General features: G+C 64.2%; 18 protein-coding genes. 11 read left to right on the top strand and 7 right to left on the bottom strand.

Translation table 11 applies throughout. From position 1 onward, the window contains the following. Positions 1-51: 51 nt before the first annotated feature. The 4 genes from C8K14_RS19110 to C8K14_RS19095 form a co-directional block, all read right to left on the bottom strand. Positions 52-2,991, bottom strand: coding sequence for a TonB-dependent siderophore receptor (locus tag C8K14_RS19110; RefSeq protein ID WP_158271969.1), 2,940 nt, complete (start codon positions 2,989-2,991; stop codon positions 52-54). A gap of 92 nt (positions 2,992-3,083) precedes the next feature. Beyond that, positions 3,084-3,578, bottom strand: a complete 495-nt coding sequence (locus tag C8K14_RS19105) for a DUF3237 domain-containing protein (protein ID WP_022676585.1) — start codon at positions 3,576-3,578, stop codon at positions 3,084-3,086. Positions 3,579-3,581: 3 nt separating this feature from the next. Next, positions 3,582-5,255, bottom strand: coding sequence for a CocE/NonD family hydrolase (locus tag C8K14_RS19100; protein ID WP_107718382.1), 1,674 nt, complete (start codon positions 5,253-5,255; stop codon positions 3,582-3,584). Then, positions 5,255-5,752 (bottom strand): DUF3237 family protein, encoded by a 498-nt coding sequence (locus tag C8K14_RS19095; RefSeq protein ID WP_054131201.1) that lies wholly within the window; start codon positions 5,750-5,752, stop codon positions 5,255-5,257. The genes C8K14_RS19100 and C8K14_RS19095 overlap by 1 nt, the downstream gene beginning before the upstream one ends. 139 nt (positions 5,753-5,891) lie before the next feature. Between C8K14_RS19095 and C8K14_RS19090 the strand changes: the two genes are divergently transcribed. Both C8K14_RS19090 and C8K14_RS19085 read left to right on the top strand, forming a co-directional pair. Further along, positions 5,892-6,473 carry a MarR family winged helix-turn-helix transcriptional regulator gene (locus tag C8K14_RS19090; RefSeq protein ID WP_158272947.1) on the top strand — a complete coding sequence of 194 codons (582 nt, stop codon included), beginning with the start codon at positions 5,892-5,894 and terminating at the stop codon, positions 6,471-6,473. 138 nt (positions 6,474-6,611) lie between these two features. Then, entirely contained in the window at positions 6,612-7,700 is a 1,089-nt protein-coding gene (locus C8K14_RS19085; RefSeq protein WP_107718376.1) for an MBL fold metallo-hydrolase, read from the top strand. 18 nt (positions 7,701-7,718) lie between these two features. On the opposite strand, the gene C8K14_RS19080 is transcribed toward C8K14_RS19085, so the two are convergent. Then, entirely contained in the window at positions 7,719-8,591 is an 873-nt protein-coding gene (locus C8K14_RS19080) for an MBL fold metallo-hydrolase (protein WP_107718440.1), read from the bottom strand. Between the two features lie 184 nt (positions 8,592-8,775). Here C8K14_RS19080 and C8K14_RS19070 point away from each other — a divergent pair, with 184 nt between their 5' ends. The 5 genes from C8K14_RS19070 (at position 8,776) to C8K14_RS19055 (ending at position 13,349) form a co-directional block, all read left to right on the top strand. Next, a complete protein-coding gene (locus C8K14_RS19070; protein WP_107718374.1) occupies positions 8,776-9,300 on the top strand; it encodes a rhodanese family protein in 525 nt (174 codons plus the stop codon). 2 nt (positions 9,301-9,302) lie between these two features. Next, on the top strand, positions 9,303-10,082 hold the full coding sequence (locus C8K14_RS19065; protein ID WP_107718372.1) for a sulfite exporter TauE/SafE family protein: 780 nt from the start codon (positions 9,303-9,305) through the stop codon (positions 10,080-10,082). 141 nt (positions 10,083-10,223) lie between these two features. Continuing rightward, positions 10,224-10,421: a hypothetical protein gene (locus C8K14_RS22480; RefSeq protein WP_133726879.1), complete on the top strand. Its 198-nt coding sequence runs from the start codon at positions 10,224-10,226 to the stop codon at positions 10,419-10,421. A gap of 67 nt (positions 10,422-10,488) precedes the next feature. After that, the gene (locus tag C8K14_RS19060) at positions 10,489-10,758 is read left to right on the top strand and encodes a hypothetical protein (RefSeq protein ID WP_108350172.1); all 270 of its coding nucleotides are present in this window, start codon (positions 10,489-10,491) and stop codon (positions 10,756-10,758) included. A 287-nt stretch (positions 10,759-11,045) separates the two neighbouring features. Next, positions 11,046-13,349 carry a TonB-dependent receptor gene (locus C8K14_RS19055; protein WP_158271965.1) on the top strand — a complete coding sequence of 768 codons (2,304 nt, stop codon included), beginning with the start codon at positions 11,046-11,048 and terminating at the stop codon, positions 13,347-13,349. A gap of 45 nt (positions 13,350-13,394) precedes the next feature. On the opposite strand, the gene C8K14_RS19050 is transcribed toward C8K14_RS19055, so the two are convergent. Then, positions 13,395-13,811, bottom strand: a complete 417-nt coding sequence (locus C8K14_RS19050) for a MarR family winged helix-turn-helix transcriptional regulator (RefSeq protein ID WP_158271964.1) — start codon at positions 13,809-13,811, stop codon at positions 13,395-13,397. A 119-nt stretch (positions 13,812-13,930) separates the two neighbouring features. On the opposite strand from C8K14_RS19050, the gene C8K14_RS19045 reads away from it, so the two are divergent. Both C8K14_RS19045 and C8K14_RS19040 read left to right on the top strand, forming a co-directional pair. Continuing rightward, positions 13,931-15,772: a tannase/feruloyl esterase family alpha/beta hydrolase gene (locus C8K14_RS19045; protein ID WP_133726878.1), complete on the top strand. Its 1,842-nt coding sequence runs from the start codon at positions 13,931-13,933 to the stop codon at positions 15,770-15,772. 104 nt (positions 15,773-15,876) lie between these two features. Continuing rightward, complete coding sequence (locus tag C8K14_RS19040; RefSeq protein ID WP_233251153.1) at positions 15,877-17,139, top strand: glycoside hydrolase family 6 protein; 1,263 nt, start codon at positions 15,877-15,879, stop codon at positions 17,137-17,139. Between the two features lie 23 nt (positions 17,140-17,162). Here the strand turns inward: C8K14_RS19040 and C8K14_RS19035 are convergent, their stop codons facing one another. Continuing rightward, positions 17,163-18,170, bottom strand: coding sequence for a LacI family DNA-binding transcriptional regulator (locus C8K14_RS19035; RefSeq protein ID WP_255420079.1), 1,008 nt, complete (start codon positions 18,168-18,170; stop codon positions 17,163-17,165). A gap of 242 nt (positions 18,171-18,412) precedes the next feature. On the opposite strand from C8K14_RS19035, the gene C8K14_RS19030 reads away from it, so the two are divergent. Together C8K14_RS19030 and C8K14_RS19025 are read left to right on the top strand one after the other, a co-directional pair. Then, entirely contained in the window at positions 18,413-20,869 is a 2,457-nt protein-coding gene (locus C8K14_RS19030; protein WP_233251152.1) for an exo 1,3/1,4-beta-D-glucan glucohydrolase, read from the top strand. A 93-nt stretch (positions 20,870-20,962) separates the two neighbouring features. Further along, positions 20,963-23,605 (top strand): TonB-dependent receptor, encoded by a 2,643-nt coding sequence (locus C8K14_RS19025; RefSeq protein ID WP_107718360.1) that lies wholly within the window; start codon positions 20,963-20,965, stop codon positions 23,603-23,605. The last annotated feature ends 33 nt before the right edge of the window (positions 23,606-23,638 follow it).

Below are 23,638 nucleotides of genomic sequence, written 5' to 3'. Positions count from 1 at the left end.
TGTAGGCCCGCTCGCTGGCCGGCCTCCATCTGCCACGATCAGCAGGGTCGGTCAGAAGTTGTAGCGTACGCCCACGCGATAGCGCCGGCCGATCACGTCGTAATAGACCGAGTTGTTGTTGCCGTTCCACAAGGGCGGCGGCATCACATCGAACAGATTGGTGACGTTGCCATAGACCTGGAGCGTGCGCGGCCCGTTTTTGATCAGATCGAAACTGGCGCCGATATTGGTGTAAAACCGTGATGGCACGCGGTTGATGTTGATGCTGTTGACCAGATTGACGCTATAGCCTGGGTCTTCCGGCCCGATCAGCGACGCATCGTATTTGCCGCCCGAGATGAAATGCCCCTGCAGGTTGAGCGTCAGGCGGCGCAGCGTCAGCGAGGCGAACCCGTCAACCACCCAGGATGGCACCCCGTTGAGGCCGTTGTCGCCAGCCCGGTTGACCGGCGTGGTCGTGCCCGGCATCAGCACCGCGCTATTGGTCAGCTTGATGGTATGCGTGGCGAGGCCGCGCAGATCGAGCGACGAATCCGCGCCCAGGTTGGTGTGATAGCTGGCTTCGAAATCCAGGCCTTTGAGATCCTGGCGGTTGAGATTGAGATAGAGCACCGACACCGACTGGAGAATGCCGCTGGAATTGCGTGTCACCAGGCCACAGATATCGGCAGCGCCCGTGGTGTTGCAGGTATTGACGATAACCTGCGCGCCCAGCGTGGCGATCGCGTCGCGGATGCTGATCTTGTAGTAATCCGCCGAAAGCCGCAGCCCGCGCAGCGCCCCGCCGGGTTGCAGCGTGATCCCGGTGGTGAAAGTGCGGGCCTTTTCCGGGCGCAGGTTGATGTTGCCGCCGGTGTAGATCGTGGCGAACACTTGCGAGCCGGTCTTGGTATCGGACAGCGCGCCCACGCCCGTGACCGGGGTGGTGAACAGTTCGGCCGTATTGGGCGCGCGAATATCCTGCGATTCCGTCACCCGCAGCAGCACCCCATCGATCGGCGCATAGGTGCCACCGATCTTCCAGGTGGTGGCGTTGAAGCTGTTGGATACTGTCAGGTTGGCGGTGTTGTAATGGGTGCGGCGGATCGCGCCGTTCAGATCGAGGCTGCGGCCGAGCGGGCTGTCCTTGAGCAGCGGCAAGCCCGCTTCGACATAGCCCTCGATCACGTTGACGTGGCCGCGCGTGGGCGTGGCGTTGTAGACGTAAAAGCCGTTGGCGGCCGAGATCGGGTCCACGGTGATCGACAACTGATCGCGCCGCGCTTCCACCCCGGTGGCGAGCGTCATCGGCCCGGCCCAGCCTTCGAACAGCGTGCCGTGCACGTTTCCGGCGCCCGCCCACTGGCTGAACCGCGTGTGCTGGTAGGTCGTGCCAAAGGCATAGGCCTTGGCCTCTGGCGAGAACTGCCCTTGGCCCAGGATATCGAGCGGCCGGCACGCCGTGTTGGGATCGGTGAGCGCGACGCGGCAGATCGGCTTGCCCGTGACGGGATCGGCCACGGCATCGATCGCCTTGGCATAGTTGGCCGTGATGCGATCGTTGACCGTGGACTGGGTATAATCGGTCACGCCATACTGGACGTAGCCATCCCATGCCCAGGTGCCACCCAGCTTGCCGTTGGCGCCGGTGACGATGCGGAAGGTGTCGCGCTTGGACACGCTGTTCATCTGCCCGAAATCGGTGCCGAGCTTGCCGATGACGAGACCGGTAATCCCATTGGCCTGCATCGTCTGCTTGATCGCGTTGGGCAGGAACGGATTGTCGATCCTGATCAGGCTGCCGTTGCCAGGGAAACCGCCATCGCGCACTTCGGGCCCGCTGGTATAGCCGGCGACATGGCCATAGCTCATGTCGATGAAGCCCGTGAAAGCGGGGGAGGCTTCGTATTCGAAATGGCCGAACGCGTTGTAGCGCGTGACCGGGATCGACAGCGCGGGATCGCCGAAGAAGCTGTTGAGGCCGGTACCCGTGCCACCCTCCATGAACAAGGCCCCGGCGTTCTGGCCATAGGAGAACGGCACGGCGTTGCCATTGGCATCGAACTGCAAACCGCCGAGCGGCCCACCGCGCGCGGCCGAGCGCGTGCCGGCAGCATTGACGACGCCGGTGATCAACCCGCCCGGCGTGAGCGTGGCAGTGTGCACGTTATAGGCAATGTTGTTGGCCGGCCGCCCGTTGACACCAGCGGTCTGGGTCAGATTGCCCACCTCGTTCGAGCAGTTGGTGCGGGTGTAGCATCCGCCCACGCCCAGATCCTTGTCGTATTCCGCGCCGAACACGGCGTGGCCGCGGCCATCGGCAAAGCTGGTGCCGGCGGCGATCTGCGCGACATAGTTGTTGCCATCGCCGCGATCGGTCACGCCATATTCGAAATTGCTGCGCACCCCTTCGAGATGCTTGTTGAGGATGATGTTGATCACCCCCGAAACCGCGTCGGAGCCATAGGCGGCAGAGGCGCCGCCGGTGACGATATCGGCGCGTTCGATCAGCAGCGTAGGGATCAGGTTGAGATCGACCGTGCCGGTGGACGTGCTGGGGGCAAAGCGCCGGCTGTCGACCAGCACCAGCGTGCGGCTTTGGCCAAGACCGCGCAGATCGGCGATGCGGGCGCCCGCATTGACCGGGCTGATATTGGACCCCACGGTCGAATTCGATGGCGAGGACGATGCGCGGAACGAGGGCAGCGTGGCCAGGGCTTCGCCAATGTTGGTCGAGCCCATCTTTTGCAGCCGCTCGGTGCCCAGCGTGGTAACCGGCGTGGGCGCGTTAAACGAGGAGTTGGCAAGGCGCGAACCGGTGACGATGATCGCCTGCTCTTCGGTGCGTTCGGCCCCAGCGGGCTGATCAGCGGGCAGATCGGCGGAGGGGGCCGGCGTTGCGGCGGGGGCCTCTTGCGCCGCGGCGCATGATGGCAGCGCGGCAAGGCCAAGCGCGGCACTGGCGAGCAGCCTGGCGTGGCGGGCGGAAGCGTTGGCAGTCTTACCCTTCATGATGGCGTCCTCTCTCGTTCCCCGATTGCAGGTTCGGGGTTTATGGTTCTGATGATGGCATTCGTGCGGGGGGTGGTGGCTGGGCGCCTGGATCACCGCACGAGGTAATAGCGAAACAGCGAATGGTCGGGCGGATCGCTGGGCGATACGTGCGGCCGCCGCGCGCCGACCCCAACCAGCACGCTGCGGTTGAGCCATTCGTGCGGCCCGGTCGGCGCGCGGAAATAGGGCGTGCAGCGGAAATAGCGCGGAATGGCTGGCGCATCGTCGGCCATGCCGGGAAGCCGCAGCGGTCCGTGCACATAGCCACGGTTGTGGATGTAGATATGGGCGCCGTCGTCGGCCTCGATCATGTAGTGGGCGTTCAATTCGACTACGCCGTCGGCGCGCACGATCGGCCAATCCGCGCCACTGAAATCGACCAGCCGGCCGTTGAGCCGTGGCCCCGACACGATGCAGTCTGCGCCGACCGAGGTGTAGCCGGCGCTGGCTCCGCCCGAAATCGGCCAGACCCAGCGCTTGTCGAAATTGATGCGGATATCGAACGCGTGCTCGGCATGCAGCGCAAGATCGTCGGCGTGGTCCATGACCTAGTCCTCCCTGGCCGGAACAACCGGCAGCAGCAGGTGCGATGGGTGTGCCGCGCCCAGGTGCAGCACGTGGCGCCCGGCGTTGCGGGTCTGCTCGTGACGGGCAAAAGGCAGGCCGGGCAGGCCTTTGTCGGGAATGTCACGCCCCTGGATCACCAGGCGCAGGCTTTCCCCGGCGGCAAAGCGGGTGGACGACGGCCAGATCTCGATATCGACCGGCACGATTTCACCGGGGCGCAGGCGCTGCTCGGCCGTATGCGGATGAAACGGCTGTAGCGGGGTGCTGCGCTGTGGATCGGTGGCGCGATGGCTGGCGCGCAACCAGCCCAGGGCAACCGGCCCGTCTTCGAAAAAGGCGTAGAAGGTCTGCCCCACAGGCGCGCCGGTGGCGTCATGCTTTTGCAGGGCAACGAACAGGTCCATGTCATCGGCGCCCTCGGCCTCCACCCACAGGCGCAAGGCGGCATGGCCGGTGATCTCGGTATCCTCGGCAAAGCGGTGCTCGAACACGGCGCTGCCGGTCTGCGCGTCATAGGCCGTTTTGCCTGCCGCTTGCGGTGCGGCCAGGTGAAGCCCACCGTCGGCGCCCAGCCACAGCGGCGTCGGCTCGATGCGGGCCAGCGGCCATTCGGCCTCGTCGCGCCACTCGGCAATATCATGGCGATCGCGCACTTCGATCCGCACGCGCGGCCAGGCCGCCAGGCTGGTTGCGCGGCCAAGCAGGAAGTGATCGAAAAACGCTTCGCGCCCGGCCTGACTCTCGGGCCGGTAATAGTTGGCCCACTTCTTTTGACCGTGCACGGTCAGCCATTTTTGCGGGCTGGCCATGGCCTTGAACGCTTCGAGCGTGCCACGGGTGTGCAGCCCCTGGTCAGACCAGCTTGCCACGACCCAGGCAGGGGTGCGGATCGCGCCGAGGTCGATCTCCTTGCCCTGCCAGAACGCATCGTGGAGCGGGTGGGTCTGGGCATTGGCCCAGGTGTCTTCGGTTTGGCCCAGCGAATAGGCGATGTTGTCCGACGCGCGGGGCAGGAACCCGGTTTCGAGAATGCCGCCGTGATAGGCAAATTCGCGATACCAGTCGGTAAAGCCTTCCCACGGATTGATCGCTGCCAGCGCGGGCGGGGCCAGTGCCGCCACCCAGAACTGGATCGCGGCGAGATAGGACACCCCGGTCATCCCGATCTTGCCGTTGGACCAGGGCTGCTCTGCCAGCCAGGCGATGGTATCGGCGCAGTCCTGCGCCTCTACCGCGCCGTTGTGATGGAAATCCCCTTCGGAAAGCCAGGCGCCGCGCGGATCGACTACTGCCACGGCATAGCCGCGTGGGCACCAGGCGAGGGGGTCGGCGCCTTCGAACGGCGTCAGCGGCGAGAGCCAGGCGGGATCGACGCCGGAATGGGGCCAGAACACCCGGTTGCTGCGGGCGTGCTTGCCATAGGGGCTCCACGACAGCAGGCAGGGCAGTTCTGCCAGGCCCGCCGTTCCTGCCGGGCGATAGATGTCTGCGAAGATGCGCACGCCATCGCGCAGCGGGATCGCCACGTTGCGTTCGATCACCAGCCCGGCATCATGCTCTATCGCATGATCGCGCGGCGGCAGGGGCGGCTTGCCCGGCGCGCTATGGGGATCCTTGCCGGGGCGCATGAGCGGGGCGAACGTGGGCGCAACCATCACAGCACCACGAAGTAGTGAATGCGGTTGGCGTTGGGGATCTTTTCCGCCACGCCGATGAACACGTGCTGGCTCATCCAGGCATGAGGCCCCTCGGGCGCTTCGAACCGGGGCGCCACGCGCATGTAGTAATCGTCGGTGCCCACGTCCTCGTTGCGGGCCATGCGCGCCGCGATTTCGGGGCTGCGCGCCCAGCGATAACCGCGGTTCTGCATATAGATCACCGCGCCATCATCGGCTTCGAGCAAGTAGCGCGCATCGAAATCGATCACGCCGTTGGGGCGCTGCAACGGGAAATCGCCACCCGACATCGGGATCACCCGGCCGTTGAGGCGTGGCCCCTCGATCGTGCCCTTGGCCGCATAGATCGCCGCGCGGGTATCGCCAATGGCGGAGGGTTCGATCCAGCGCAGACCGGCGAGATCGATCGAGATGGTAAAGGCAAATTCGCAGCGCGGCGCGAACGGATGGTCGGACGCAAGGGGGTGCGCCGACACCGGGGGGTGTGCCGGCGCAGGGGGGTGGGATTCGGCCAAGCGATCCTCTCCTGAATGGTTTTGCGAGTTGTTGATTTCTCACTATGTCAGGTGTTGATACATCCACAAGTCTGGCATGACAAGGGGCATTCTTTTGGCTATGGCGATGGGCATGGATACGGACAGCGCCAGTGAAAATCCCAGCCACGCGCGCGTCGCGGATGACAGTTCTCTCGTATCGGGCCAGAGTGACGGGCACGCGATGCTGGCCGCGTCAGAGCGGCGCTGGCAGCTGTTCGGGCTGAGCCATCTGCCCTATCGCGTCCTGCTGCTGGCCAAGATGATCGACCGCGTCACGTCGCAACATGTGCGCGACCGCGCGGCCATGTCGCTGGCGGAATGGCGCGTTATCTCCCACGTCGAACTGATGAAGCAATGCAGCGCCGCCGAAATTGCCGAGGCGGCATTTGTTGATCGTTCCGAGGTGAGCCGCGCGGTTGCCGCACTCGAGTCGCGCAAGCTGATCCAGCGCGATCCCAACCCGCGCAACCGCAAGAGCAGCCTGATCTCGCTGACGCCGGAAGGAAAGGCGATCTACGCCATGGTGCGTGAAGAACGCACCCATATGTACGAGGAATGGCTGGAAGACCTGTCGAGCGAAGACCGCGCCCAACTCGACACCGCGCTGCGCACGGTGATGCGCCGGATTGTGCTGTCAAACCCGGATGCGCTGAAGGCGTGAAGCCAGCGACATCGCGGTTTCATGCGGTCGTTTCGACCTGGCCATAGGCCTATCCAATGGCATCAGAGGTAAAATGTATTTCTGGCTGATAGCGCGCTGCCGTATCGCGGGCCGATAAGGCGGTGCAGGAGAGGATGCATGCGGGCGATTATCCGTCATTCCGGCAGGTATGAGTCCGAGCGTCGCTACGTTCTCCCAATGCTCCAATACATTCAGAACGCTGAGCTGCGGCGCGCTACGACGCGGCTTGCCAGCGCAAGGAACAGAATGATGCGCAAGGTAATTCTGGCTAAAACTCTCGCGGTCGTGGTTTGCGCGGCGATGGCGGGCAGCGCTGTTGCCTCCACCAAGCCGGCAACAGCGGCGGCGGCCAGCACCGCCCCCGCGCAAGCGCCAGATGGGCTGTTGCTGCTCGGGACGGCAGGCGGCCCCCTGGCGCGCGCCGATCGCGCTGGCATTGCCACGCTGCTGACGATTGGCGGCCGGAATTATCTCGTCGATGCGGGCGAAGGAGTGGTACATCAACTGGGCAAGGCAGGAATGCAGGCTCCCGCAGCGCCGATCGTTTTCCTCACCCACTTGCACGATGATCACTATGCCGGGCTGCCAGGGCTGGCATCTTTCAGCTACACGCTGCGAGCGCCACGTCTTGATGTCTATGGCCCGGCTGGCACCGTCGATTTGGTCGGGGGTGTAGCCCAGGTCATGGTTCCCAACGCTCGTATCCGCATGGCTGAGCAGGGATTGAAACACACCCCCGCAGAGTTCGTGGTGGCCCATGAATATGGGGCGGGCACCATCTTCGACGATGGCAACGTGCGCGTGTCGGCCGTGGTCAACACGCACTTTGACTTTCCTGACGGAAGCCCGGCGGCGGTCAACAAGTCGTATTCTTTGCGCTTTGACGCAAAGGGGCGCTCTATCGTGTTCACCGGCGATACCGGTCCCTCTCAAGCAGTGGCGACGCTGGCCAAAGGCGCCGACGTTCTGGTTTCGGAAATGGCCTCGCACGCTGATCGTGCGGCGGTGCCGCCGTTTGTGCGACCACACATGGACCGCGAACATCTCTCGCCGCTGGAAGTGGGCAAGCTGGCCGCAGCGGCAGGAGTAAAGACCCTGGTCCTCACGCATATTGGCGTCACCGATCCGTCGGACGTCGCTGAAATTCGCAGCGTTTTCAAAGGGCGGATCATCGTGGGTGCAGACCTGACCAAAGTTGCGCTTTGATCGGTTTCCACCGGCGAATTACCCACGCTTCTGCCATTTCACCGGGATGCGCAGATACGTAACGCCGTTCGCGTCGGCCGGTTGGAATTGGCCGGCCCGAATATTGACCTGAATCGAGGGGAGCAGCAGCTTGGGGACCGACAGCCCGGCATCACGCTGCTCCCGCATGGCGACGAAATCGTCCTCGCTCACGCCGTCGTGAACGTGGATGCTGGATCGGCGCTGTTCGCCCACGGTCGTTTCCCAGCGGTAGTCATTGCGGCCCGGCGCCTTGTAGTCGTGGCAGAGGAACAGCCGCGTCGCATCGGGCAGGGCCAGCAGACGGCGGATTGAGCGATAGAGCGTGCGGGCGTCTCCGCCCGGGAAATCGGCGCGTGCGGTGCCATAGTCAGGCATGAACAGCGTATCGCCCACGAATGCTGCGTCGCCGATGCGATAGGCCACGTCGGCCGGCGTGTGACCCGGCACGTGCAGCACCGCAACCTCCAGTTCCCCGATGGCAAAACGCTCACCATCCGCGAACAGCCGATCGAAATCCGAACCGTCGGTCTTGAGATCGTCCATGGCGAACACGGGGCGAAAGATCGTCTGCACGTCGCGAATATGCGCCCCGATCCCGGTCCAGGCGCCGGTATGCGCCTTGATGAACGGTGCCGCCGACAGATGATCAGCGTGGGCGTGCGTTTCGAGCACCATGGCGATCTGCCAATCATGCGCCTGGGCGAAGGCCAGGATCTGCGCGGCCGAGCGCGTGTCGGCGCTGCCGCTGGCCATGTCAAAATCGAGCACGGGGTCGATCACCGCCGCTGTGCGCGTAGCCGGGTCTGCAACCAGGTAGCTGATCGTGTTGGTCGGTTCGTCGAAGAACGCCTGGATAAAGGGCTGCGCCATCATTTCCTCCGTTAGCCCTTGCTAATATATTAGGATATGCTACTTTAGCAATATCTAATGGAACGGTGCTGATGCTTAAATCCCTGATGGATCTGGCGACGTTCGAGACCAAGGCCGGGCAGGTCACCGATACGCTTGAGGCGTTCGGCAATGCACGCCGGCTGATGCTGCAAGGAGTGATGCGATGACGCTTGCCAACCTTTCCCCCCTAGATGCCCGCGCCGCGATCGATACTGGCGCTCGTCTGGTCGATGTGCGCGGCGCCGATGAACACGCGCGCGAGCGTATTCCCGGTGCCGTCAACATCCCGCTGGACCGCATCGGCGATCTGCCGCGGGACGATCGGCCAGTCGTTTTCCACTGCAAGTCAGGAATGCGGACTGCCGCCAATGCAGCCCAGCTCGCCGCCGCAGCCGGGGGCGCGCCTGCCTTCATTCTCGGCGGCGGGATCGATGCCTGGCGGCAGGCTGGGCACCCTACGGTGATCGACCGGGCGCAGCCGCTAGACATCATGCGCCAGGTGCAGATTGCCGCGGGCGCGCTGGTGCTGGCCGGGGTGCTGCTTGGCGTGCTCGTCGCGCCGGGCTTTTTGGCGCTGTCGGCGTTCGTGGGTGCAGGGCTGATGTTTGCCGGCGTGACGGGATGGTGCCGCATGGCCCATCTGCTGCGCGTGATGCCATGGAACCGGCGGGCTGGTGTCTTGCGGTGATCATGCACTCCGCCACTGTCCTCGCAGCGCTCCTGTCGGGCGGCGTGATCGGCTTGATCCTTGGCTTGGTCGGGGGAGGGGGATCGATTCTGGCCGTGCCGCTGTTGGTCTATGTCGTGCGGATTGGTTCGCCGCACGCCGCCATCGGCACTGCCGCTGTCGCTGTCACCGTCAATGCACTGGCCAGTTTGGTCGGTCATGCGCGCGGCGGGCGGGTGAAGTGGCGCTGTGCCAGCGTCTTTGCCCTGTCGGGCATGGCTGGCGCGGCATTGGGTGCCGAACTGGGCAAGGCTGTTGACGGCAAACGGTTGCTGGTGCTGTTCGGGCTGTTGATGATCGGCGTGGGCCTGTTGATGTTGCGCAAGCGGCGTGGGCAGGAGGCGCCCGACGTGCGGCTGACCCGCGAAAGCGCGGCAAAGCTGTTGCCGCGCCTGGTTCCGATTGGCTTTGCGGTTGGCCTGGCTGCAGGTTTTTTTGGCATTGGCGGCGGGTTTCTGATCGTGCCGGGGCTGATTCTGGCCACCGCCATGCCGCTGCCGCTTGCCATCGGCACGTCGCTCGCCGTGGTCAGCGCGCTGGGCTTCACCACTGCGGCATCCTACGCCATGTCAGGGCTGGTGGATTGGAACGTGACGGCATTGCTGGTTGCCGGAGGCGTCATCGGTACGATGGCGGGCATCGCGCTCGGCAAGATCATCGGCACGCACAAGGGGCTGCTAGAGCGCGGGTTTGCCGCCGTGGTGATCGCGGTGGGCACCTATGTGACGCTGTCCTCGCTCTGACCGGCGCTGTTCCATAGCGGTTCGCCCGATCGCATTTTGCCCGTCGATTTTGGGCCAAAGCGCGATGACCTTCGGCAATAGCGGTAGCAGGCGTTCTGGCTGGTCCGTACACTGGCTCGCCTGAAACCGGAGCCAACTGCCATGATCAGACGCACAGTTGCGGTCATGCTGGCATCGGGCATGGCCTTGTTCATCGTTGCGCTGGTGATGGCGGCGCATGCCCGGCCGGCTGCCGATGCGGTTATCGCCTTTGCGGGGCGCGGCAGTGCCATCTTGGTTGCTGGCGCGGCCGGACTGCTTTTCGCGCAGGCGCTCGGAACGCGCCGTCGATCGTCGTGACGCGTCTGCCGTCCTGTGTGGCCGGGGCAGGCACTGCCTGGGGTACGCGCGGCGTGGAACTGGCCGCATGAGCATTCTCGAGCGCGCCGAATACCTCTTCCATGGCACGGCGGCACGGGGAAGGGCTGAAGAATTTCAACCCGTGCGCTGGTGGTTGACCGAGACGGACTGGCACCGGCTGCTGGCCGAGCGGGCCAAGCTCGAGATCATGCCCGGCTATGCGCTGATGCGACGGCTGTTCGGCCTGCCAATCGCGATCGACTATTACAACCAAGGATCGCGCCTGGTCACCCGGGACGGCACGGCGATCCTGTTCTGGCCCGTCGCCAGTTCGTGAAAGAACCGCTGGTGCCTGGGGGCAACTGCTGTAGTCCAGCTCATGTATCTGAACAGGTTGACTTTATGCGTGATGCGGCACTGCCTGGAATCGGGATCAGCCGCCGGTCGGAGGAATCGCCAAGCCTGCTCCCCCAGTCAGCTGAGGCTGGCTTTCGACGGTGTTGCCAAGCAGCCACAGCTGAAAATCTCTTGCGGGCGCTCCAATGAGCCTCTGGATCATCACTATAATATGTTATATAACATAACTTGATGGCGCGAAATGCGTTGCAGGTTTGGAGAGGGAAAATGACTGCATATCGAGTGAAACCTTGGCTGGCGTGCGCTTTGCTGGGCACCTCGGCCCTTTGCGCGATCCCGGCGTTCGCTGCCGACGCGCCGGAGCAGCCAGCCGCTGCGCCGGCTTCCGCTGCCCCGAGCGATCCCGACGTCAAGGACATCGTCGTCACCGCGCAGCGCCGTCGTGAAAGCGTGCAGAGCGTTAACATCGCCGTGACGGCACTTTCGGGCGACGCCCTGACCGAAAAGCGCGTGACCCGTGCGCTGGATTTGCAGACCGCCGCGCCCGGCATCACCATTTCGCGTTCCGGCATCACCGACAGCTTCAACATTCGCGGCATCGGGCTTGCTTCCGCTTCGCCGCAGGTAACCAACGGCGTCGCCACCTATATCGATGGCGTGTTCCAGACCCCGATCGTGTCAAACGGGCAGTTCTACGACATGGCTGGCGCGGAAGTGCTGCGCGGGCCGCAGGGCACGCTGTCGGGTGCCAACTCCACCGGTGGCGCCGTCTACCTCACCACGCAGCGTCCGCAGCTGGGCAAGCTGGGTGGCAATGCCAGCGCCAATTACGGCAATTACAACAATGCCGGCATCAACGGCGCGCTGAACCTGCCGGTGGGTGATAACTTCGCCATCCGTGCTTCTGGTCTGTTCAATCGCCATGATGCCTGGTTCAAGGATATCGGGCCGGCCAAGAACCAGCCAGAACGGCTCAACGAAATCGATGGTCGTGTGCAGGCGCTGTGGAAGCTTGGCGGGTTTCAGGCCAACTTGAAGGTTGAGGCGGTGCAGCGTCGCACCGGCGGTTTTGCGCTGCAGCCGATCAACACCACGCTGGCCAACAATCCCTATGTCGTGGGCCGCACCAACACGCCCTGGACGGTGAGCTATGACTCGCCGGTCGCCAACTTCGAGCGTGCCTTCACCACGATGCTGGAAGCGAAGTACCAGTTCGATGGCGGGCTGACGCTGCGCTCGGTCACGGCCTATCAGAACAAGCGCCTGGCGGCTGTGTCGGAAACCGACGCCACCTCGATCAACCCCACCAACTGGGCCAGCTATCCCGCGCTGGCTGCGCTGGGCAAGGTGCAGAACCAGGTGGTTGGCGCCAACAACGTGCGCGAGCGCGTTTACAGCCAGGAAATCAACATCATCTCGCCCGACAGCGGCGCATTCAAGTATGTGCTGGGCGGCTATGCGCAGCGCAACAAGATTGATCTGCGCAACTGGAACAGCACCAACGGCGCGTTCACCACACTGCCCCAGCCGATGACCAACAAGGTGTTGCTGGGCGTATTCGGGCAGGCCAGCTATCAGTTGGCGCCCAAGTTCTCGGTCGATGCCGGTTTGCGCTATTCGCATTTCCACGTTGATGGCTTTGGCGCGGTCTATCGCGCCGCGCCGGGCTCCACCATCACCCAGGTGATGACGGTGCCGCCGGTAGGTGCCTCGGTGCTGGTGCCGCAGACCGGTAACGAGGGCGATGGCCGCATGACCGGCAAGCTCGCGCTAAACTTCAAGCCCGATGCCGACAACCTGCTGTTTGTCTTTGCCGCGCGCGGTTACAAGAATGGCGGCATCAACCCGCCGGGCGGCAGCTTTCGCCCGGAAACGGTGTGGGACTATGAAGCGGGCTGGAAATCCAGCTTCTTCGATCGCCGGTTGAAGACGCAGATCGGCGCGTTCTACATGAAGTATAACAACTTCCAGATGGACGTGATCAATCCGCTGTCGGGCCAGAGCGGCGTGGTCAATCTCGCCAACTCCGACATCAAGGGGTTTGAGGCCAGCTTCCAGGGCAAGTTCGATGCCCTGTCGGTGGATGGTGGCCTGTCGTTCGTCGACAGTTCGCTCAGCGCGCTCTCGCTCGTCAACAAGTGGGCGATCCCGGCTGGTGTAAGCACGCCGCAGTGCAATCCGGCAGGCACGCCGGGCACGGTCGGCAACGGCTGCTTCAACTATGTGATCACGAGCACGTCGGGCGGGCCGAACCTCTACAGCCCGAAGTGGACGTGGAACGTGTCGGCCGCCTATCGCATCGACCTGGGTGGTGAACGCACGCTGACCCCGCGCCTGGGCTATGCCTACATCGGGTCGCAGTGGGCCTATCCCACCTATCAGGCGGCTACCGACCTGATCGCGGCGCGCGGGTTGCTCCAGGGCAGCATCACGCTCGACATGGGGGGCTTCAAGGCCGAGGTCTATGGCACCAACCTGGCCAACAAGTTCTATGTCGCCGGGCAGAACGGCAAGAACGAACTCTATGGCGCGCCGCGCGAATATGGCGTGCGCTTCAGCAAGACGTTCTGATGGTGCGTCTCTTCCCGGCGGGGCGCTTGCCCTGCCGGGAAAGCATTATGGCGGGCACCACAATGCCCGCAGCAAAGGCACCAGTTCGGCCTTGAGATGCTCTGGCACCGCGGCATAGATGCGCGCTTCATGGGCGGAAAATTCTGCCACGATGCGTTCGGCCAGGTTTGTTCCGGCTGGGCTGAGGTGCAAAGTCTGGATGCGGCCGCGGCCCGGCCCGGTCACGACCAGTCCCCGTTCCACAAAGCGGCGGATGATCGGGTTGAGGTTGGGGCGCTTGATCGACAGCAGGCGCCCGCATTCGGCTTGTGACAGTCCTGGATTGCGGCCGATCAGCACCAGGATCGAGGCTTCCGATACGCCCACGCCCATTGGCTCGAGATGTTGCGCCAATTGGGCCAGGCGGCTGCTGGCGGCGCGGCGCAGAAGATAGCCGGGATAGGCGAGAAACGGATTGTCCATGGAAATATTCATCTCGATCTGATGCCGCCTGGGCAAGCGGAGCGGCGGAATTTGCCCCGCACAGGGCATGTTATTTATCATAACGCGATGGCGATCAAGCACCGAGCAAAGGAGTGGCGATGAAGCACAATCTGGCGATGGCCCCGTTGACCTTGGCAATTCTGCTCGCCGGGATCGGCCCGGCGCGTGCGGCACAGGCCCAGTCCACGCAGGCCCCTTCCGCACAGGCCCCTTCCGCACAGGCCCCTTCCGCACAGGCCCCTTCCGCACAGGCCCCTTCCGCACAGGACTGTGCCGCCTTGGCCAAAGTCACGTTTCCCGATGCATCCACCACGCTGTCGCTGGCCGTCTTTCGTGCGGCAACGGCACAGGAGATGCCGGTGGCGGATGGCGCCCGCCCGGCTGCTGCAATCCCGGCAATGCCGGCGCATTGCGAAGTGATTGGCAAACTACAGGAACGCGCGGGTGCCAATGGGCAAATCTATGCGATCAAGTTTCACATGCGCCTGCCCGCCGCGTGGAACGGCCGCTTTGTGTTCCAGGGCGGCGGTGGGTCTGATGGCAACCTGGGCGATGCGACGGGCGGCTTTTCCAGCCAGCCGGGCGTGACCGCATTGGCACAGGGCTATGCCGTCGTTTCGTCAGATTCCGGGCATGATAACGCGGTCAACAACGATCCGGCGCGCCAGGGTATCGCGACGTTCGGCCATGACGCGCTGGCGCGGCACAACTATGGCTTTGGCTACATCGGCCCGGTGGTGCAGGCGGGCAAGGCCTTGATCCAGGCCTATTATCGCCGCGCGCCAGCGTTCACCTATTTCGTTGGCGGCTCCAAGGGCGGCCAGGAAGCGATGATGGCGGTGCAGCGTTTCCCGCAGGAATTCGATGCCGCGCTGATCGGGTATCCGGGCTTTCATCTGGCCCATGCGTCCATCGCACAGCTGTGGGATGGCCAGGCATTTGCCACCGTGGCCAAGGCCATGGGGCAGGTGGGTAGCGACGGCCTGCCGCTCATCAACAAGGCGATGAGCGATCAGGACATTCTCTTGGCGCAGGGCGCTATTCTCAAGGCCTGCGATGCGCTCGACGGGCGCAGCGATGGCATGATCGAGCATTTTACCGCATGCACCACGGCGCGAGTCGTGCCCGAACTGGCCAAGATCACCTGCCCAAGCGACGATCCGGCACGCAAGACTGCCGCGTGCCTGCTGCCGATGCAGGTTGCGGCGCTGCGCAAGGTGATGGGTGGGCCGCGCACCCGTGATGGCAAGCCGATCTATTCTGAATGGGCGTGGGATGCCGGCATTGGTGCAGCCACGGCCCATGGCGTGACGCAGGGTTGGCGGATCTGGAAAATGGGGGGTTATGCCTCACCCATCAACAACGGCGCCTTGCTGCGCCTGGGCGCGCCTACCAATTCGGCAGTCTTCCGCTCGCCGCCGCTCGACGTAGCGGCCGATGTCACCTCGCTGACCCGCTATGCGCTGAGCGCAGACATTGACGAGGCCTATCGCGCAGCGCATGTCAAATGGGGTACATTGCACGAAGCGCCGGTGGATTTCATGCATGCTGACGCAACCGATCTTTCGCCGTTCTATCGGCGTGGCGGCAAGATCATCGTGTTCCACGGTGTCAGCGATCCGGTGTTTTCGGTGCTCGATACGATCCGCTGGCTGTCCGCAGTGGACAGGCATGAGCACGGCAACTCTGCACGCTTCATCCGTTTTTACGCGGTTCCGGGCATGAACCACGGGCGCGGTGGCCCGGCAACCGATCGGTTCGATATCTTCTTGTCGCTGGTCGCTTGGCGCGAAAAGGGTATTGCGCCGCAGGCGATCACCGCCACGGCCGGTGAGGACAGCCCGTGGCCAGGGCGCACCCGCCTGCTGTGCCCCTATCCGCAATGGCCGCATGCACGCGCAGGCAACAGCGAAAGCGCGGCTTCGTCAGTCTGCCGGTAACGGCGACGACCGGGGATTTGCTGCGCAACATCGAGCCCAATGTACCTGGCTAAAGTGTGACGGAAAACGTTGTCAGTCGTGCGTTAGGTTTGTATCACTCGGCCATGACCTCGTTTATCGGAGCAGACATGGGTTTCCACTCCAATGCCTCTCTTCGCCGCCGCGCCCAAAGGATCGGCGCGCGGGCGCTGCTTGCTGCCTCGCTTGCCATGGTGCTGGGTGGCAGCACCATGGCGCATGGTTCGAACCAGCCGCTCTACGTCAATCCCGACAGCACGGTTGTCCGTGCGGCCAAGGGGCTGACCGGCCAGGCGGAGCAGGACGCGCGCCTGATCGCGCGGTTCCCCACTGGCACTTGGCTGACCAGCGGCACCCCCGAAGAGGTGCAGGCAGAGGCGCACAAACTGGTGGGCGACGCCGCCGCAAAGGGCGCAATCCCGGTGTTGGTGGCGTACAACATTCCCTTCCGGGACTGCGCGCTCTATTCCGCCGGCGGGGCAGCAGACAGCGCGGCCTATGCTGCGTGGATTCGCGGTCTGGCCGCAGGCATCGGCAGCGGCCGTGCCATCGTCATCCTCGAGCCGGACGGCTTGGGCGTAATCCCGTGGAACATCACGTTGAATGGGCAGCCGGAAAGCTGCCGGCCGGCTGGCATGGATGCCAAGGCAACGGTCGAACGCTATCGCCAATTGCGCGATGCTTCGGCAGTGCTTTCGGCCTTGCCGGGTGTGCAGCTCTACATGGACGGTGGCGGCAGCAGCTGGCTGGCCCCCGGCGAAATTGCCGCGCGCCTCCTGATGGCCGACGCAGGCAAGGCGCGGGGGTTCTTCCTCAACGTGTCGAACTATGAGAGCGATACCCGGCTCAAGCGGTACGCCCGCTGGGTCAGCGACTGCATGGCGTTGGTCTCGCAAGGGGGCCTCAGCCCGCGCGAGTGCCCTGGCACGCCGATCACCGGCGCGCGCGACTATCCGGGCGCCTGGGCGGATGTGGACGCCGCCTATGATACCTTGTTCTGGCGCCTGCACCTGAAACGCGATCCGCAGGCGCAAAAGCATGCCGTGCTCGATACCAGCCGCAATGGCCAGGGCGGATGGGTGCCCAAGCCCGGGCACTATCGCGATGCAGAGGTGTGGTGCAACCCGCCCGAACGCGGGCTGGGCCGCCGGCCGACCCTGGCCAGCGACGATCCGTACATCGACGCGTTCCTGTGGATCAAGATTCCCGGTGAATCCGATGGCCAGTGCTATCGTGGCACCGCCGGGCCGGGCGATCCCGAACGGGGCATGGTTGCGCCGGCAGCCGGCGCGTGGTTTGCGCAGCAGGCCCGCGAGCTGATTACGCTGGCGCGCCCCGGCGTGGAATAGGCGCGCGGGGCGTGGAAGTGGGGCTACTCTTGGTGAGCAGGCGGTGGCGCGGTTGAGCCGCGCACCAGCAGCGCATGGGCATGCTCGTGGCGCTGGTCGAGAGCGGGGCCTTCGTGCGTGGCATCGAGCCGGGCGATCAGCCGGTCGGCCGCATCCCAGGCCATCGCGCTGACGGGTTGATGCACCGTGGTCAATTGCGGCCAAGCGGTGCGCGACACTTCCGAATCGTCAAATCCGGCGATCGACAGGTCATCGGGCACCGCAAGCCCCAGCGCGCGCGCGGCCGCGAGTGCGGCGGCGGCCATGTCGTCGTTCTGCGCCAGAATCGCAGTCGGTGCCGGATCGCGCCGCAAGAGATCGAGCGCTGCATCATAGCCCACAGCGTACGTGAAATCGCCGGTGACGATCAGGTTCTCGTCCAGGATTTTGCCGTGCTCGGCAAAGGCGCGGCGATACCCCTCCAGGCGGGCGAGGCTGGCGGCGTGCGCCGGGTCACCCAGGATGATCCCCACGCGGCTGTGGCCCATGTCCAGCACGTGTGACGCCACGGCCTGGCCGGCGGCGACTTCATCCATGGTGATGACGATCCCGCGTGCAAGATCCTTTTGCGGGGTGATCCGCGCGTAGGGCAACCCTTGGCGATCAAGCAGGTCGAGCAGTTCGATTTGATCGCAGGCTGGCGGCGCCAAGAGCACGCCGTCCAAGCCCGTGCGTAACAGCAGTTTGCCCAGTTCCTCTGGCCGTTCCGACGCGTGGTTGAACGGCAGCACCACCAGCCGGTAACGCCCGTTGTGCATCCGATCCAGCGCGCCGTTCTGCAGATCGACGACGTAGCTCGGGCTCGGCCGTTCATAGGTCAGCCCGATCAGGAAGCTACGCCGTGCGATCAGGCTCTGCGCGGTCAGATTCGGGTGATAGTCGAGCTTGGCGGCCGCATCCTTGACCAGTTGCCGGACGCGCGCGCTGACATGCGGTTCGTCATTGAGTGCGCGAGAGACCGTTTTGGGCGAAACGCCGGACATCTTGGCCACATCGATGATCGTCGTACGCCTGGAAATGTGGGCCTCCGTGCTGCTGCTGTCCAATCGGTACCTTTGGGAGCGACGGGTTTCTTAGCGGGTCTCTTGACTTCTGTCGATGTCCGCCGGTAAACGTTGTCAGGAAGACGGTAAACGTTGTCAGTTCCGTGCAGCAGGGCCGGTACGACATCAGGAGGGGTTTCATGGGAGTGAGGGGACGCAAGGGCTTGGCGCTGCGTATGGCATCTGTGGCGATGGTTGCGGCACTCGTGCCGGCCGCCCATGCGCAACAGGCAGCGGCCACGGACGGCGCCGGCGTGGCCCATCCGGAACTATGGCCAAAGCGTGAGCAGCGCATTGCGCCAGACCCGGCGATGGAAAAGCGAATCGACCAATTGCTCGCTGCCATGTCGCTGGAACAGAAAGTCGGGCAGATCGTGCAGGGCGACATTGCCAGCACCACGCCCGACGACGTGCGCCGCTATCATCTTGGTTCGGTGTTGAACGGCGGCAATTCCGATCCGGGCGGGCGCTACAACGCGCCGGCCAAGGACTGGCTGGCGCTGGCCGATGCGTTTTACGAAGCGTCGATGGCGCCCAGCGGCAACCTGCCGCGCATTCCCATCATGTGGGGTAGCGATGCCGTCCACGGCCACAACAACGTGGTCGGCGCAACGCTTTTCCCGCACAACATTGGCCTGGGCGCCGCGCGCGACCCGGAATTGCTGCGCAGCATCGGCGCGGTCACGGCCAAGGAAATGCGCGTTACCGGGCTGGACTGGACTTTCGCCCCGACGCTGGCGATCGTGCGCGATGATCGCTGGGGCCGCACCTATGAAGGCTTTGGCGAGGCGCCGGAAATTGCCGCCTCCTATGCTGCTCCGCTGATCGAAGGGCTGCAGGGCAAGATCGGTGACAAGGACTGGCTGCGCGGCCCGCACATTATCGCCACGGCCAAGCATTTTCTGGGCGATGGCGGCACCTATGGCGGCAAGGACCAGGGCGACACGCGGATTTCCGAGGCTGGCCTGATCAACACCTTCAGTGCGCCCTACATTCCCGCGCTCAATGCCGGGGTGCAGTCGGTCATGGTCAGCTTTTCCAGCTGGAACGGCACCAAGATGCACGGCAATCAGTCGCTGCTGACCGGGGTGATGAAGCAGCGCTGGGGCTTTGACGGCTTACTGGTGGGCGATTGGAACGGCCATGCCCAGGTGAGCGGCTGCACCGCCACCGATTGCGTTCAGGCCGCCAAGGCCGGCCTCGATATGTACATGGCGCCCGACAGTTGGAAAGCGCTGTGGCAAAGCACGCTGGCCCATGCGCGCGATGGCTCGCTGCCCATGGCGCGGCTCGACGATGCCGTGCGGCGCATTCTGCGCGTGAAGCTGCGTGCTGGCCTGTTCGAGGCGGGCAAGCCCTCGAGCCGGCCCTTTGGCGGCCAGTTCGACCTGTTGGGCAGCGCGGAGCATCGCGCCGTGGCCCGCCAGGCCGTGCGGGAATCCCTGGTGCTGCTCAAGAACGCGGGCCAGTTGCTGCCCTTGAAGCCCATGTCCAACGTGCTGGTGGCGGGCGATGGCGCCGATAACCTGACCAAGCAGACCGGCGGCTGGACCTTGAGCTGGCAGGGAACCGGAACCAAGCCGGCCGATTTCCCGCATGCCCAATCGATCTGGTCCGGCATTGCCGAAGAGGTAAAGGCGGCTGGCGGTTCGGCCACGCTTTCGGCCGACGGCAGCTTTACCAAAAAGCCTGACGTGGCGATCGTGGTCTTTGGCGAAGACCCCTATGCCGAATTCCAGGGCGATCGCCCCGATGTCGGCTTTGACGATGCACGCAGCCTGGCCCTGCTGCGCCGCCTCAAGGGCGCCGGCGTGCCGACGGTGGCGGTGTTCCTGTCGGGCCGGGCGATGTGGGTAAATCCGTTCCTCAATGCCGCTGATGCCTTTGTCGCGGCATGGCTGCCGGGTTCCGAAGGCGGCGGCATTGCCGACGTATTGTTCGGCAAGGCCGATTTTCGCGGCACCTTGCCCTATAGCTGGCCGCGTTCGAGCGACCAGACCGCCGTCAACGTGGGTGACAAGGATTACAATCCGCTGTTCCCCTATGGCTTTGGCCTGAAATATGGTCAGCCCGGCGATCTGGCACCGCTGCCCGAAGCGCGCGCTACGGTCGCGGCGGCTGATCCCGGCGTCCTGTACGCCGCCGGGCGACCGGGGGCGGGGCGCCAGTTGCTGCTGGGGGCGCCCGGGGCGCTGTCCACCAATCCTGGCCCGGAATTGATCGATGCGCGCCCCGCCGATCACCATGCGCAAGAGGATTCAGTACGGCTGCACTGGACCGGCGCCGGTCCCGCCATGGCGGCGATTGCCGGGGATGCCCCGGTCAATCTGACGCGCGAGAGCAATGGCGGTCTCGCCGTCGAGCTGGAATTCCGCGTCGATGCGGCGCCCTCCGCCGATGTGAACCTGCTGATGCAATGCAGCGGTGAAAAGTGCGGCGGCGGCTTCCCGGTCGGCAGCGTGTTCAAAGCGGTGCAGGCTGGCCAGTGGTCGCGCCTCGCCATTCCGCTGCACTGCTTTGAAAAGGCCGGCGTGGACATGAGCAAGGTGACCGTGCCGATCGCGCTGTCCACCAGTGGCGCGATGACCGTCACGCTATCGTCAGCGCGGATCGTATCGCCGGTCGGGCCAGTGCTGACCTGCAACTGACCGCGCCGCGCAAGGAAGCGGCGCGGCACCGGTCCAAGACCCATGAACCAATCGACATTTCATTCAATCGCCATCCAGTCAGGAGAGGAATACATGAACAGGGGAATTTGGAAGCGCAGCATGGTGCTGGCGCTGCTTTCGACTTGCGCAGCAGCGCCGGCCCTTGCGCAGGAAGCGCCCGCTGATCAGTCGGCCGCCAAGCCGGCAGCGGCAGCGCAGCCCAAGGATGGTCCGGGCGACATCATCGTCACCGCCAACCGCCGCGAGCAGAACCTGCAGGACGTTTCCGGCGTCGTCCAGGCGCTGGGTTCGGACCAGCTGCGCAAGGACGGCATCGTCGAACTGCGCCAGTTGCAGCAGGCCGTACCGGGGCTGAGCATTGCCAACCAGGAAGGCAATGTCGAAATCTTCATCCGCGGCGTCGGCTCGGCCAACAACACCGAACTGGGCGATCCCGGCGCTGCGCCGCACCTCAACGGCACCTACATTCCGCGCCCGCGCGGCCTGGGTCTGATGTTCTATGACCTTGAACGGGTGGAAGTGAACAAGGGGCCGCAGGGCACCCTCTATGGCCGCAATGCGCTGGCCGGTACGCTCAACATCATCACCGCCAAGCCCAAATTTGACAGCTATTCCGGCTATATCCAGGCCGAATTCGGCAACCGCAATTCCTATGCGGCCGAAGGCGCCGTCAATATCCCGATCGCGTCGAACTTCGCGATCCGCGCGGCAGGTTATTACGTCAACCGCGACTATGGTTTCCGCAATGTCTCGACCGGCGCACCAGCGATCGGTCTCAAGCCCGCTGGTCTGGAAGAGAACTATGCCGGCCGCCTGTCGATGCTGTGGGAGCCGACCAGCCGCCTGACCATTTCGGTCATCGGCGATTATGGCAAGGAAACCGGCACCGGCTATCCGGGCGCCAACATCTACAGCGCGGTTGAAGCCACTGGCCTGACGGCCAGCGACCTGGACCTGCGCCGCGTGGTCTATCGTGGGCTCCAGGGCAAGATGACCAACGAGCTGTGGGGCGTTCAGGGCAAGATTGCCTATGATTTCGACAAGGTGGGCATGGAACTGACCGGCAGCTACCGCTCGGTCGATTTCAACCAGGTCAACGCGTCGAGCGATGGCATCGATTACCCCGGCCGCAACCTGGCGACCGAGCAGTACGACAATTTCTCTGGCAACTTCTGGCAAACCAAGTCGCAGAGCGAAGTGTTCGAACTGCGCGTTTTTGCCAAGAAGGGCCAGCGCTTCCGCTGGAACCTGGGCGCGTTCTATTTCAACGAAGACCAGCAGGTTGGCTATCTCGCGCTCGCCGATCGCGGCTATTGCTGCTATTCGGGCACCGAATTCACGATGCCTGACGTGCGCGGCAAGAGCCATGCGTTCTATGCCGATGGCACCTATGACGTGGCTGATCGCCTGCGCGTTCTGGGCGGCATCCGCTACACCGAGGAAAGCAAGTCGCGCTATGGCATCGGCGGCAACTGGGCGCTGACGCTGGGCGGTGCCAACTATGCCTGCTGTGTCGCCACGCGCCTTGGTACCGAAGGCTTTGTGCCCGCCTTGCTCAGCCGTCCGAACTTCGACGTGTCCAAGATCAACACCCCGCAGGGCATGGCGCAGTTCCTGATCCAGGGCATCGCCTCGCCCGGTGCGCGTGATACGCTGATCAACCAGATCGGCGCCATTGCCAATGGCACCAATCCGGCTGGCAACTGCTTTACCCGGCCTGATATCGACAACGGCTTTGTCACCTGCCCGACCAACACCAACGGCGGTTTCAGCTATGCCAACCTGACCATCCCCGGCCAGCAGGTGGGCAGCGCCGCATTCAAGTATGCCGATTGGCGCCTTGGCTTCGAATATGACCTGAGCACCGGCCACATGGTCTATGGCAAGGTTTCGACCGGCCACAAGGCGGGCGGTTTCAACGACAGCTTCAACGGTTCGACCGTGCCGGAAACCTATCGTCCGGAAAAGCTGATCGTGTACGAAGTTGGCAGCCGCAACACGTTTGACGTGATGGGCCGCCGCGCGGTGTTCAACCTCACCGGCTTCTATTACGACTACAAGGACCAGGTCTTCCAGGACCTGACCTGCATCAACCTCGACACCACGCAGACGCCCAACGTCTGCAACGGCTATTCGCTGGTCAACCGCAACATCGGCGCCTCGCGCCTGTTCGGCGCCGAAGCCGAATTCCGCGTGGCGCTGCCCTACCACTTCTCGGTCGACGTGAATGCGGCTTACCTCGATACCCGCATCACCAATGGCGAAGTCGCGGACGTGCGCGCGCTGGACAACAGCGCGGGTGGCAAGTCGCCGCTAATCAGCCTGGTCGGCAATCAGCTGCCGCTGGCCTCAAAGGTCAACGTCAGCGCGCATATCGCGCAGTGGATCGATGTGGGCCGTGGCCGCTTCGATTGGCAGGTTCTGGCCAACTATCGCTCGGCCTATTACCTGACGCAGTTCAACAACAAGGACGTCGTGTTCCTGAACGGCACGCGCCAGACCGCGCTCCAGGCCGGCTTCCCGGACCGTCAGCCCGGCTTTGTCACGCTGAACCTGGGCGCAGGTTACCAGGTCAACAACGTGCGGATCGAGGCATGGGCCAGCAACCTGCTTAACGTTCAGGCGTCGCAAAAGGAACTGGCGGGCTCCGCGCTCAACATTCGCTTCCTCAACGACGCCCGCACCTATGGCGCGCGTCTGCGCCTGACGTTCTGATCGGGTTCTGAGCGCAGCAAGAGGCCCGGCTTG

It is taken from the genome of Novosphingobium sp. GV079 (genome assembly GCF_003058045.1).
Lineage (GTDB): Bacteria > Pseudomonadota > Alphaproteobacteria > Sphingomonadales > Sphingomonadaceae > Novosphingobium > Novosphingobium capsulatum.
Note: the sequence above shows the minus strand (reverse complement) of the source record. Positions and strands in the feature narration are given on the sequence as shown.